The organism is Streptomyces sp. NPDC088157, assembly GCF_044741545.1.
In the GTDB taxonomy this organism is placed as follows: Bacteria; Actinomycetota; Actinomycetes; order Streptomycetales; family Streptomycetaceae; genus Streptomyces.
This window is the reverse complement of sequence record NZ_JBIUSU010000002.1, coordinates 1,060,875-1,073,161: the sequence shown is the minus strand read 5'-3', so window position 1 is coordinate 1,073,161 and position 12,287 is coordinate 1,060,875. Positions and strand designations below refer to the sequence as shown.

Here is a 12,287-nt window from a genome sequence, read left to right as displayed (position 1 = left end):
ACCCGGGAAAACGACAGGCGCCCCGGGCCTTGTCGGCCCGGGGCGCCTGGGAAGTCGCTCGTCAGTTGCTCAAGCGGCACGACCATGGCAGCCGGTGGGCCGGTTGCCATAGGTAAAGACGAAGGTCGTGGGCGAAAGCATGCGGTCAGTATGCAGGGTCGTCGGGTGAGCTCCAAGGCGGTTCGCATCCTGAGACGCGGGGGTGCGTCCGGCGCCGGGTCCGGTCCCGCGCCCACCTCGGTAGAATCGGGTTACACAGAGACCCCGCCCCACCGCCGGAAGGCCCCCGTGTCATCAGCGACTCCTACTGCCGCCGCCCCCGACACCGTCCTGGTCGTCGACTTCGGCGCGCAGTATGCCCAGCTCATCGCCCGCCGAGTCCGCGAGGCGCGGGTCTACAGCGAGATCGTCCCGAGCACCATGCCCGTCGAGGAGATGCTCGCCAAGAACCCGGCGGCGATCATCCTCTCCGGCGGCCCCTCGTCCGTGTACGAGGAGGGCGCCCCCCGTCTCGACCGCGAGATCTTCGAGGCCGGCGTCCCCGTCTTCGGAATGTGCTACGGCTTCCAGCTGATGGCGCAGACCCTCGGCGGCACGGTGGACAACACCGGCGCCCGTGAGTACGGCCGCACCGAGCTGCGCGTCTCCCGCTCGTCCTCCACCCTCTTCGAGGGCACCCCGGCCGAGCAGGCCGTGTGGATGTCGCACGGCGACGCCTGCTCCGCCGCCCCCGAGGGCTTCAGCGTCAGCGCCTCCACGGACGTCGTCCCGGTCGCCGCCTTCGAGAACGACGAGAAGAAGCTCTACGGCGTCCAGTACCACCCCGAGGTCATGCACTCCACGCACGGCCAGCAGGTGCTGGAGCACTTCCTGTACCGCGGCGCGGGTCTCAGTCCGGACTGGACCACCGGCAACGTCATCGACGAGCAGGTGGCGGCCATCCGTGAGCAGGTCGGCGACAAGCGCGCCATCTGCGGCCTCTCCGGCGGCGTGGACTCGGCGGTCGCCGCGGCCCTCGTGCAGAAGGCCATCGGCTCCCAGCTGACCTGCGTGTACGTCGACCACGGTCTGATGCGCAAGGGCGAGACCGAGCAGGTCGAGAAGGACTTCGTGGCCGCGACCGGCGTCCAGCTGAAGGTCGTGGACGCGGAGGAGCGCTTCCTCACCGCTCTCAAGGGCGTCTCGGACCCGGAGGAGAAGCGGAAGATCATCGGCCGCGAGTTCATCCGGGTCTTCGAGCAGGCCCAGGCGGAGATCATCGCGGACGAGGGTCCGGCGGTGGAGTTCCTCGTCCAGGGCACGCTCTACCCGGACGTCGTCGAGTCCGGCGGGGGCACCGGCACCGCGAACATCAAGTCCCACCACAACGTGGGCGGCCTGCCGGAGGATCTCGAGTTCCAGCTGATCGAGCCGCTGCGCAAGCTGTTCAAGGACGAGGTCCGCATGGTCGGCCAGGAGCTCGGCCTGCCGGAGGAGATCGTCCAGCGCCAGCCGTTCCCCGGCCCCGGCCTCGGTATCCGGATCGTCGGCGAGGTCACCAAGGACCGTCTCGACCTGCTTCGCGACGCCGACGCGATCGCCCGCGAGGAGCTGACGGCCGCCGGTCTCGACCGTGAGATCTGGCAGTGCCCGGTGGTCCTGCTCGCGGACGTCCGCAGCGTCGGCGTCCAGGGCGACGGCCGCACCTACGGCCACCCGATCGTCCTGCGCCCGGTCTCCTCCGAGGACGCCATGACCGCCGACTGGTCGCGCCTGCCCTACGACGTCCTGGCGAAGATCTCCACGCGGATCACCAACGAGGTCAGCGACGTCAACCGGGTCGTCGTGGACGTGACCTCGAAGCCGCCGGGCACGATCGAGTGGGAGTAGGCCCTCCCGAGACCGTCTGGGAAAGTCCTTCCGAGATGCTCTGGGAAAGTCCTCCCGAGATCTCCTCTGAGAGGAGGGTTCAGGTGCGCTTGAGCGTGCGCACCGGCTCTCCGGGCTTCCAGACCCGGGCGACCAGATACGTGTCGTCCTCGACGTAGGTCCGTACGACCTCCGTCAGCTCGGTGCGGAAGAGGTGGAACGGCTGCGGCGGTTCCACCTCTTTCACGTACGCGGTCCTCGCCTCGCCGTCCGCCACCTCCACCGCCCGGCCCGCGATCCGTACGTCGCCCCCGCCCATCCCGGTGCCCTCGCCGGGGTTGGCCTGGAGGCAGAAGCGGGGGTCACGGCGCAGGTCGAGGGCCTTGAGCGAGCCCGGCATCATGCCGAGCCACAGCTCACCGCCGAGGAAGCGGACCTCGATGCCGGTGGTGCGGGGGGAGCCGTCCTTGCGCAGCGTCGCGAGGACGTGGTGCGTGAAGGCTCCGAAGCGCTCCTCGGTGATCTCCGCGAGTTCGGGTTCGGCTGCGGCGAAGGCCGCCCAGTTCGCTGTCATAGGGCGAGTGTGACCCCGATACCCGACATCCACTGTCCGGTATCGGGCGGGGGCTGTGGGGCAGGACCGCGCGGGCAGGACCGCAGGCGGGGCCGCGGGCCGGAGCGCGGGTCGGAGCGGCGGGTCGGAGCGGCGGGTCGGAGCGGCGGGTCAGAAGCCCTGCGGCACCGGTCGCACGTACCGCTCCAGCCCCGCCGCGTCCCGCACCGGCGTGCAGCCCGCCGCCGTGAGCCGCTGGGCCAGCCTCGTCCGCCGGCTCGTGTTCACCCGCAGGGCGCCCAGCATGAACAGCGGCATCAGCACGGCGAGCGGGAGCAGGACGGCGTACTTGCCGGTCAGCACGGCCATCAGCAGGAACAGCACCGCCGAGCCCCAGCCGATGATCAGCAACTGCTTCCGGTTGGCGGCCGCGCCCAGGGCGTCGTGGCGGATGAGCGCCGTGAGCACGTCCACGTCCGCCTGCGCCTCGGGGACCGGGGTCAGCGAGCCCAGGTACATGCCCGGCACCGGGCGGCCGGGGCCCGGGTCGGGAAAGGCCGCCGTGTTCGCCGCGGCCCGCTGCCGTGCCCAGGTGCTGGGGTCCCGCACCAGCTGGACGTGCATGACGCGCTGCTTGCCGACGAGGCGCACGCTCTCGTACCGGAAGCCGTAGCACTCGGCGATGTAGACCAGCGCGCCGAACGTCTGCAACTCCGCGAAGGGGTGGACGAGCTCGATGGCGTTGCGGGTCGCGATCTGACGCATGAGGGCGGTGATGTGGCGGTCGGCGAGGCTCAAGGTGTGCTCCGGAGGTGACGGAAATCGTCATCTTTACATAACGGCTCTGCCCTTTTGCGCTGACCGACGGTAACTTCCGCGTCGTAAAGCAACCCAGTGCTGGAGGACCGATGCACGGGCCCACGCCGCCTGCTCCGCTGCCCACCGACCGGCTTCAGTTCGCGATGCCGCCGATGCACGACTCGGTGGAGGACGAGCGCCGACACCGCAAGGAACGGCTGGCCGGCGCGGTACGCGTCTTCGGGCGGCGCGGCTTCGAGGACGGTGTCTCGGGGCACATCACCGCCCGCGACCCGGAGTTCGACGACTGCTTCTGGGTCAACCCCTTCGGGATGCCCTTCAAGCACGTCACGGTCGGCGACCTGGTGCTGGTCAACGCCGACGGACAGGTCGTCGAGGGCCGCTACCACGTCAACCAGGCCGCCTTCACCGTGCACGCCCAGGTGCACGCCGCCCGCCCCGACGTCGTAGCCGTCGCCCACTGCCACTCGGTGCACGGCCGTGCCCTCGCCGCGCTCGGTGAGCTGCTCGACCCCATCACCCAGGAGAGCTGCGCGTTCTACGAGGACCACGCCCTCTACGACGCCTACACCGGCGTGGCCGTCGACGCGGGGGAGGGACGGCGCATCGCGGCCGCACTCGGCTCCCGCAAGGCGCTCGTACTGCGCAACCACGGGCTGCTGACGGTCGGCGACTCGGTCGACGCGGCCGCCTGGTGGTTCCTGTCGATGGAACGCTCCAGCCAGGTCCAGCTGACCGCGAAGGCGGCGGGCCGGCCCGTCCTGATCGACCACCGGGCGGCCGTGGCGACCCGGGAACAACTCGGCGGCGACCTCGTGGCCTGGATCAACTACCAGCCCCTCTGGCAGGACATCAGCCGCAGCGAGCCGGACCTGCTGAGCTGAGCCCGGTAAGCGAGCCGGACCTGCTGAGCTGAGCCCGGTAAGCGAGCCGGACCTGCTGAGCCGAGCCCGTCAGCCAGCCGGATCTCCTGAGCCGAGGTCGTCCTTGCGAGCCGCGTTCTGCAGCCCTCACCTGCAGCCCTCTCCTGGAGGCCGAGACCTGCAAACGTCCTCTGAAAGGCCCTCTCCTGGAGGTCGGTTCCTAGAAGCCGCGCAGTACGACCGCCTTCGTCCGCGTGAACTCCTCGTCCGTGAGCACCCCGTCCCGGTGCAGCTCGCCCAGCTCGCGCAGTCGGCGCAGCAGCACGTCGTGGTGGTCGGCCGGCGGTGGGAAGGACGCCGTGAGCCCGCGCCTCCGCGCGGCCGGGCCCCCGTGCTCGTGCTCCCACTGCCGCCCGTGCTCCCGCTCCGTTCCCGCGCGGGCGGAGGGATGCGGGAGTCGCGCGGTGACCGCCGTCGCCACCAGGGCTGTCAGCAGGTCGCGGCTCACGTTCCCCCACAGGTCCAGGGCGTACGGGTCCTTCTCGGCCGGCAGTTTCGAGAACACCGTCTCGCGGGTCACGAACCGAAGAAATCCGTCCTCGTAGCCCGAGTTGGGCAGCCACTCGACCCGCACGACATCGCCGACGTCGATCACGCGCGGGCCCGTCGCCCGCTTCACCCGGTCCGAGGTGTCCGCCCAGTCGACACGCACCTCGGCGCCGTCGAAGGAGACGGTGCCGTCGGAGGAACGCACGGAGACCGGGACCGGCGGACCCGGCAGGAGATAGCCCTTGGTCGGCTCGCCCGGAATCTCGTCGAGCAGCAGCGCGTGCCGGATCTCCTCGGCGAGGTACTCGGCGATCCCCGAACGGTCCACGTCCACGACGAGCCGGTAGGGATCGGCCGGATCGGGCAGCCGCCCGCCGGTGGCCTGCAACAGCGGATCGGCCCCCTCACGCAGCCGCATCCGTAACCGGCCGCGCCTGCGTTCGGGCTCGTAGACGATCCCGGCGACCGCCTCCAGGGGCACGGTGATCTCCCCGTACGTCTGCCGGAACAGCGCTACGGAGCGGTGCAGCCCCGGTGTGATCCTGACCGTCGTGCCGTCGAAGGCCCAGGTCCCGTCACGCTGGATGATCTCGGCCATACGGAAATTCTCGCAGCCGGGTCAACACGGCCCGGCCCGTGTCACCCGCGCTGACCAGACCTGCCGGGAACGGGGGGTATTCCATAGGGCACAATTCGCTCTCATCGCGGGGGAGTTGTTCACAGGCGGCGGGCGGGGTCCGGACCGGGTCCCCGGAGAGCCGCCATCCGATCGGGTCGTGGGGAAGGCGGGCGTCGGACATGGCGGTGCAGGAGGCGAGACAGAGCGCGGAGTCGAGCAGGGGACCGGGCACGCACGAGGGCGGCTGTACCTGCGGGGACTGCCCGCACGGGGCCCGCGCGGGACACCGGCGGGCGGTGGCCGAGTTCCTGCTGCAACGGGACGGGTTCGCGGCCGGGCACGGCCTGCCGGCCGCCGTCGCCCACTCCGTCTCGGCCTCCCGCCAATGGGTCTCGGAGGAGCTCACACAGTCCGCGGAACTCGTCGCCGAACGGGGCCGCGCCGAGGGCGAGGCCTGGCTGGCCCGCCTGTGGCTGCGCACGGCGGTCACCGTGTGGGTGGGTGTCGTCTTCCTGCTGCTGGTGCAGTCCCTGACCGCCATCGGCGCGGGCTGGACCGACGCCCGCACCGCCGGACTCCTCGCCGCGCTCGTCGTCGCCGGTGCGCTGACCGCCGCCTCCTGGTTCCACCGGGCACGCGGCGGGGCGCTGGCCCCCGTGATCGGTGAGGACAACCGTCTCTCCACCTCCCGCGCGGTCGCCGCCGCCTGGGTGCTGCTCGTGGCCTACGCGGTGCTGGTCCTGGTGGGCCGGCTCGCCGCCGCCTCCGGCCACGCCGAACGCGACGCGCTGATCGCCGGACTCGACCTGGCCCGCGGCGCCGGCGTGGTGACCGTCCTCGCCGTGGTCTGCGGGATCGCCGTGCTGGTGCGCCGGGTGGTCGCCCTGCGCGTCCTCGCCCAGCGGCTCCAGAAGGTCCGCGCCCATCGCCCCCGGGCGGCCGACCTGCTGACCGACGACGCCGGCCGCGGTACCTTCGCCGACATCCAGTACGTCGTGATCGGCGCCGTCGCCCTGGTCTTCGCCGCCGTCCGCCTGGCCCGCCGCCCGGACCAGTTGCCCGACCTCCCCTGGGGCCTGGCGGTCATGGTCCTGGTCTCCGCCGCGACCTATCTCGCCGGCAAGTACGCGGAGGGTGGCCGCCCCGTCATCCTCTCCGTCGTACGCTCCCGTGAGGCCGGTGACCTCGACGCCCCGATCCGCACCGGTGACGACATCGAGATCCGCGGCGCCGGCTTCGTCCCGCCCGGCGCCCAGACCGCCGATCGGCTCTCCCGCATGGTCGTCCGCATCGGGCCGGTCCATGTCCACGTCCCCCTCGTGCCGGTCACGGGCGGCTTCAGCAATCCCACCGACGCCGTCCTCACCGTCCCCGTCCCGGCGGATGTGGAACCGGGCCGAGTGGACGTACAGGTCGTCACGGCGGCGGGAGCCGAAACGAACCGGTACGCGATCGACGTCACGGACTGAACCTTCGGACGGGCCCGAGCCGGTGGGACACGCGAGCGGCACGCGGGTGACCCGATGGGCGGTACTGAATTTGTGTGGCGCGGGAGATCCGGTGGGCGCGACTGAACTGGGCTGGCGGGGCGCGGGTGACCCGATGGGCGGGACTGATTCCTCCGGGTGCGCGTGATCCGGTGGCGGGCTCGAACCCTGTGGGGTGGGCGTGATCCGGTGGGCCGGCTGGGCTGGTGGGACGTGGGTGGCCCATGGGCGGGCTGGGCTGGGCTGGTGGGTGCGGTGACCCGGTGGGCGGACTGGGCTGGTGGGTGGTGACCCGGTGAGCGGACTGGCGCGGTGGATCGGTCGGCGGTCTGGTGAATCGGTCGGCGGGACTGAACCGGTGGAGCCGCGGGAGCAGGTGAGGCCGTCCTGAGCCGGTGGGACGCGGTTGCGCCGGTGAGCGAACCGAACCCGTGAGGCGGCCCGGCCCCGCGGGCAGGGTGAGTCGGCGGGGCGAAGCGCACCGGTCGAGCATCGGCGGGGCGGAGCGCACCGGCCGGGCACCGGTGGGTTGGCGGGGCGGAGGGAATCGGTCGGGCACCGGTGAGTTGGCAAGGGCGGAACGCACCGGATCGGGCACGGGTGGGTTGGCGTGGCGGAGGGAACCGGTCGGGCGCCGGTGGATCGGTGTGGCGGAGTGAATCGGTCGGGCGAAGTGAACCAACGGTTCGGAGAGCTCGTGCAAACAGTTGAGCGCACCCCCCATTTCGTACGTATGGTCTGTTGAGGGGTCCCACCACTCCGGGCGAGAGGCGGCTACGGGCGATGACTCACGGCATGCGGACGGATACCTATCCCCCTTACCTGGACGGCGGCGGCCGCGACTGGCGGGACACCGCCACCCGTTACGCCCTGCTTCCCTTGCGGATCTTCCTTGGCGTCACGTTCATCTACGCAGGCCTCGACAAGCTCACCGACGGTGCCTTCCTGAAGGACAGCGGCGCCGGCTCGATCGGCGACACCATGCGCGCCGTCCGTGACTCCTCGGCCATCCCGGCCCTGGTCGACATGGCTCTGAAGAGCCCCGTCGGCTTCGGCTACGCGATGGCCTTCGGTGAACTCGCCGTCGGCATCGGCACCCTGCTGGGCGTCCTCACCCGACTCGCCGCGCTCGGCGGCGCGCTGATCTCGCTCAGCCTGTGGCTGACGGTGAGCTGGGCCTCGGACCCGTACTACTACGGCAACGATCTCGCCTACCTCATGGCCTGGCTGCCCCTCGTCCTCGCCGGTGCCCCGGTTCTCTCGCTCGACGCCGCCTGGCGCTCCAGGCGACGACAGCGGGCGGGGGCCCGCGCCAGGTAGGGCCCCGGTCTGCGACCGGCCGGCCCTCTGCGACGCGTGGACCGTGCGCTCAGGGGGCCGCGTCCGGGCCGGTCGCCCCGGCACGGGTCCGGCCGGACGGGCCCCGTCGTCTGCGTATGCCCCGGGCCACGACGCCCGTGGCGCCCGCCAGGCAGAGACCGGCCATGACGACCGGGATCATCACGAACCACGGCGTTTCCCAGAGACCGCCTGCGTCGCCCGCGTAGATCACGCCCGCGAGGGTGAAGAAGGCGCCGGCGACGAGCCTGCCGGGCCGGAACTCATGACGCAGCACGGGCCACCTCCGCCTGTCCCACTCCGACCTGGAGATCGAGGTCGATGGTCCCGGCGTCCTTTCCGCCCGAGACCGGTGACAGCGTCACCTCCTTGTGCTTGCCCGGCTGCACGTCCACGTCCTTCTTGTCGTCGCCCGGGAGCTGGATGTCTCCCAGCCCCACGTCGATCCTCACCTTCACGGTCACGTCCGGCGGCACGATCACCCGCAGCCGGCCCGCCCCCACCTCGGCATTGGTGCTCACCGTCTGTCCCTTCGCGAGTTCGAGCCGGGACAGGTCCAGGGTGCCGTCCCCGGTGCCCAGGTCGTAGGCCGTTCGTACAGCCGTCACCGTCGTGGGCTGCCATACCGTGTCGGTCCAGCGCGTGCCGATGTCCTTGGGCAGCACGGCGGTAGCGGCCAGCAGGCCCGCCGTGACGATCGCCAGGAACACCGACCCCGCACCTGTCCGCCCCAGGAAGGAGCTGACCGCGATGCCCGCGCCGAGCACGATGAGCGCGGTCGCCAGGCCGGCCTGAAGGCTGGTGCCGAGCGGGTGGTCGTCCCAGGCGAGCCGGGTGACGAGGCCGCCCGCGAGCAAGGCGAGCAGGAAGAGCCAGCCGCCGATCCAACGCGGTCCGCGCGGTCCGGCGTACGGCTGGTGCGGGGCGCGTATGTCCTCGGGGCGGCGCGTGTGGCCGATGAGGTCGACGTTGACGGCCGCGGTGAAGCCCCGGTCGCGGGCGTCCCAGGGGCCCCACAGATAGCCCGTGCCGCCGTCGTGCGTGCCGTCCTTGACGATGGGGTCGCGCCACCAGGAGGGATAGGCGGAGGGGACGGGCGGCGCCTGGGCCTCCGGCGGGGCGTCGGCCACGGCCTGGGCGGCCAGCGGGTCGGGGTCCGAGGAGTCCCGGTGCCGTGACCAGTAGCCGGCGCCCGCGAGGAGAAGGGAGACGACGACGGCGAAGGTCAGCACGCTGCCGTTGTTCAGCATCGAGAGGAACACCCCGCAGCCGACCAGGGCGAACAGTACGGCCGCGAGGGCCTGGCCGTCGACCCGACCGGTCAGGAGCTTGCGCACCTCGTTCTGCTCGTCGTCGGCGTAGGGGACGAAGAGCCAGGCGAAGCCGTAGAAGATGAGTCCGATGCCGCCGGTCGCGGAGAGCACGGCGAGCGTGATCCGGAAGATCACCGGGTCCATGTCGCACTGCCGTCCGAGGCCCGCGCACACCCCGGCGAGCACTTTGTGCTCACGGTCCCGCCGGAATCTCGGCGGAGGCCCGACTGCTTCGGCTCCCTGGGACGGTGACTGAGGGCCTCCCGGCCCTCTGCCTCCGTCCGGCCCCCGGGGCCCTTCCGTCGAACCGCCGCGGGTCCCCGCCCCGCCGCCGGGTTCTGGCCCGCCGCCGGTTCCGGTTCCTTGGTGTGTCGCCGCTGCGGCCGCTGTCGCGGCTTCGGTCGCAGCCTCGATCACAGTCCTGGCGTCGGCGTCGGCGTCGGGCTCGGACTCGGACTCGGGCTCGGAGTCGGCGCGGACGTCGGCGTCGGCGTTCGCGTCCTCGGACGGGCCGCGTCCTGCGTGCTCTCCCTGTTTCTCGTGCGCGCCCGCCCGCTCGTGCGCGCGAGGTTGCTCACCTGCGGCGCCCGGGGCGCCGGGGGACGGGGCGGCCGCGTCTGGCGCGGTGCCCCCGTCGGGCACGGCGTCCGCGGCGTGCTGGTGATCTGTCATGAGTCCATGGTGGCGGGCGAGCCGCCCTCACGGCAGTCGGAACGACCCTGGTCGGACCCTGATATCGGCCCTGACCCCGGGCGGGGGAGGCGTTCGAAGCGCGGTGACCCCGGAGATCAGGGGCGTCTCGGGGGCGAACCCTGATGCCCGGGACCGGCACCCGTGTGACCATCGTTGGCATGCCGGAAGCCGCAGCCACGCCACTCGCCGAACCGCGGCCGCCGCGCAAGCTCTACCGCAGCAGTGACGGACGCTGGCTGGGTGGCGTGGCGCGGGGGCTCGCCGGGCATCTCGGGCTGCCCGTGGTGTGGGTACGGCTCGTCTTCGTCGGCCTGTTCATGGCGGACGGTCTCGGCGCCCTGCTCTACGCGGCCTTCTGGTTCTTCGTGCCGCTCGGGGTCGGAGGCGTCGGCGGTCAGAAGCCCCCCGCGCTCGTCGGCACCGAGACCGCGCCCGACGGCCGTCGCCGGCTCGTCGCCCGCAAACCGGACAAGGGGCAGATCGTCGCGCTGCTCCTCATGGTCGTCGTCGCCATGGTCTTCGTGGGCAACGTGAACCTGGGCAGCGGCGCCAAGGCGTACCTGCTGCCCGCCGTCCTCGTCGGCGCGGGCGTCGCCCTCGTCTGGCGCCAGGCGGACAACGCACGCCGGGCCCGCTGGGTCGAGGTCGGCCGCAGACGCCGTACGCTCACGCTCCTGCGGGCGGGCGCCGGTGTCCTGCTGGTCACCGCCGGCGTCTCGGGCATCTTCGTCCTGCAGGGCTCCGCCGCCCACCTCGGCTCGGTGCTCCAGGCGGCCCTCGCCGTCCTCGTCGGCATCACGCTCCTCGCCGGCCCCTATCTGGTCCGGATGACGCAGGACCTCTCCGAGGAGCGCCTGATGCGCATCCGGGCCCAGGAGCGCGCGGAGGTCGCCGCCCATGTCCACGACTCGGTGCTGCACACCCTGACCCTGATCCAGCGCAACGCGGAGAACGCCGGGGAGGTGCGCCGCCTGGCCCGCGCACAGGAGCGCGACCTGCGCACCTGGCTCTACAAACCCGAGGGCACCGGCAAGGAGGAGGCCGACGAGCCGACCACGGTCGCCGACGCGGTGCGGCGCAACGCCGCGGAGGTCGAGGACAAGCACGGCGTCCCCATCGAGGTCGTGGTCGTCGGCGACTGCCCGCTCGACGAACGGGTCGGCGCACAGATGCAGGCCGCGCGTGAGGCGATGGTGAACGCGGCCAAGTACGGTGGCGAGGGCGGCGCCGTGCAGGTCTACGCCGAAGTCGAGGGCAGGACGGTCTTCGTGTCCGTAAGGGACCGTGGACCCGGCTTCGACCTCGACTCGATACCCGGCGACCGCATGGGCGTCAGAGAATCGATCATCGGCCGCATGGAGCGCCACGGCGGCACGGCGCGGCTGCGGGCCGTCCCGGACGGCGGCACGGAGGTCGAGCTGGAGATGGAGAGGGCGGAGAAGACGTCATGAGCGACCCGACCGAAACGAACGGCACTGCGGGAGCGGCGGAGGCGGCCGGGCCGGCGCAGTCCTCCGGCGACGGCACGGGCGGCGGGCGCCATGTGCGCGTGGTCCTGGTCGACGACCACCGCATGTTCCGCACGGGAGTGCAGGCCGAGATCGGCCAGACCGAGCAGACCGGCGTCGAGGTCGTCGGCGAGGCGGCGGACGTCGACCAGGCGGTCACCGTGATCACCGCGACCCGGCCCGAGGTGGTCCTCCTCGACGTTCATCTGCCGGGCGGCGGCGGGGTCGAAGTGCTGCGGCGCTGCGCCCCGTTGATGGCCGACGCCGAGCAGCCGGTGCGCTTCCTGGCCCTGTCCGTGTCGGACGCGGCGGAGGACGTGATCGGGGTGATCCGCGGCGGCGCCCGGGGCTACGTCACCAAGACGATCACCGGCACCGACCTGGTCAACTCCATCTTCCGGGTACAGGAGGGCGACGCCGTCTTCTCGCCGCGGCTCGCCGGGTTCGTCCTCGACGCCTTCGCCTCGACCGACGCACCGCCGGTCGACGAGGACCTCGACCGTCTCACCCAGCGTGAGCGCGAGGTCCTGCGGCTCATCGCGCGCGGCTATGCCTACAAGGAGATCGCCAAGCAGCTCTTCATCTCGGTCAAGACGGTCGAGTCGCATGTCTCGGCGGTGCTGCGCAAGCTCCAGCTGTCCAACCGGCACGAGCTGACCCGCTGGGCCACGGCACGACGACTGGTGTGAGGGACGGG

11 protein-coding genes are annotated in these 12,287 nt (G+C 72.0%); 6 read left to right on the top strand and 5 right to left on the bottom strand.

The window, feature by feature from the left end; genetic code table 11:
• Positions 1-288: 288 nt before the first annotated feature.
• On the top strand, positions 289-1,869 hold the full coding sequence (gene guaA, locus ACIPFH_RS11030; RefSeq protein WP_356261029.1) for a glutamine-hydrolyzing GMP synthase: 1,581 nt from the start codon (positions 289-291) through the stop codon (positions 1,867-1,869).
• Between the two features lie 79 nt (positions 1,870-1,948).
• Here guaA and ACIPFH_RS11025 read toward each other — a convergent pair whose 3' ends face one another.
• A complete protein-coding gene (locus tag ACIPFH_RS11025) occupies positions 1,949-2,422 on the bottom strand; it encodes a pyridoxamine 5'-phosphate oxidase family protein (RefSeq protein WP_401824989.1) in 474 nt (157 codons plus the stop codon).
• Positions 2,423-2,572: 150 nt separating this feature from the next.
• Positions 2,573-3,199 carry a hypothetical protein gene (locus ACIPFH_RS11020; protein ID WP_401824987.1) on the bottom strand — a complete coding sequence of 209 codons (627 nt, stop codon included), beginning with the start codon at positions 3,197-3,199 and terminating at the stop codon, positions 2,573-2,575.
• 110 nt (positions 3,200-3,309) lie between these two features.
• On the opposite strand from ACIPFH_RS11020, the gene ACIPFH_RS11015 reads away from it, so the two are divergent.
• Positions 3,310-4,104: a class II aldolase/adducin family protein gene (locus ACIPFH_RS11015; RefSeq protein ID WP_401824985.1), complete on the top strand. Its 795-nt coding sequence runs from the start codon at positions 3,310-3,312 to the stop codon at positions 4,102-4,104.
• A gap of 199 nt (positions 4,105-4,303) precedes the next feature.
• Here the strand turns inward: ACIPFH_RS11015 and ACIPFH_RS11010 are convergent, their stop codons facing one another.
• A complete protein-coding gene (locus ACIPFH_RS11010; protein WP_401824983.1) occupies positions 4,304-5,230 on the bottom strand; it encodes a DUF4429 domain-containing protein in 927 nt (308 codons plus the stop codon).
• A 200-nt stretch (positions 5,231-5,430) separates the two neighbouring features.
• Here ACIPFH_RS11010 and ACIPFH_RS11005 point away from each other — a divergent pair, with 200 nt between their 5' ends.
• Both ACIPFH_RS11005 and ACIPFH_RS11000 read left to right on the top strand, forming a co-directional pair.
• The gene (locus tag ACIPFH_RS11005; RefSeq protein WP_401824982.1) at positions 5,431-6,720 is read left to right on the top strand and encodes a hypothetical protein; all 1,290 of its coding nucleotides are present in this window, start codon (positions 5,431-5,433) and stop codon (positions 6,718-6,720) included.
• An 801-nt stretch (positions 6,721-7,521) separates the two neighbouring features.
• Entirely contained in the window at positions 7,522-8,058 is a 537-nt protein-coding gene (locus tag ACIPFH_RS11000; protein WP_401824980.1) for a DoxX family protein, read from the top strand.
• Positions 8,059-8,107: 49 nt separating this feature from the next.
• Here ACIPFH_RS11000 and ACIPFH_RS10995 read toward each other — a convergent pair whose 3' ends face one another.
• Together ACIPFH_RS10995 and ACIPFH_RS10990 are read right to left on the bottom strand one after the other, a co-directional pair.
• A complete protein-coding gene (locus tag ACIPFH_RS10995) occupies positions 8,108-8,353 on the bottom strand; it encodes a hypothetical protein (protein WP_401824979.1) in 246 nt (81 codons plus the stop codon).
• The gene (locus ACIPFH_RS10990) at positions 8,340-9,803 is read right to left on the bottom strand and encodes a PspC domain-containing protein (protein WP_401825157.1); all 1,464 of its coding nucleotides are present in this window, start codon (positions 9,801-9,803) and stop codon (positions 8,340-8,342) included. Before ACIPFH_RS10990 ends, ACIPFH_RS10995 begins: the two co-directional genes overlap by 14 nt.
• A 401-nt stretch (positions 9,804-10,204) precedes the next feature.
• On the opposite strand from ACIPFH_RS10990, the gene ACIPFH_RS10985 reads away from it, so the two are divergent.
• Together ACIPFH_RS10985 and ACIPFH_RS10980 are read left to right on the top strand one after the other, a co-directional pair.
• Positions 10,205-11,533: a PspC domain-containing protein gene (locus ACIPFH_RS10985; RefSeq protein WP_401824977.1), complete on the top strand. Its 1,329-nt coding sequence runs from the start codon at positions 10,205-10,207 to the stop codon at positions 11,531-11,533.
• The gene (locus tag ACIPFH_RS10980; RefSeq protein WP_359127877.1) at positions 11,530-12,279 is read left to right on the top strand and encodes a response regulator transcription factor; all 750 of its coding nucleotides are present in this window, start codon (positions 11,530-11,532) and stop codon (positions 12,277-12,279) included. Before ACIPFH_RS10985 ends, ACIPFH_RS10980 begins: the two co-directional genes overlap by 4 nt.
• Positions 12,280-12,287 lie beyond the last annotated feature (8 nt).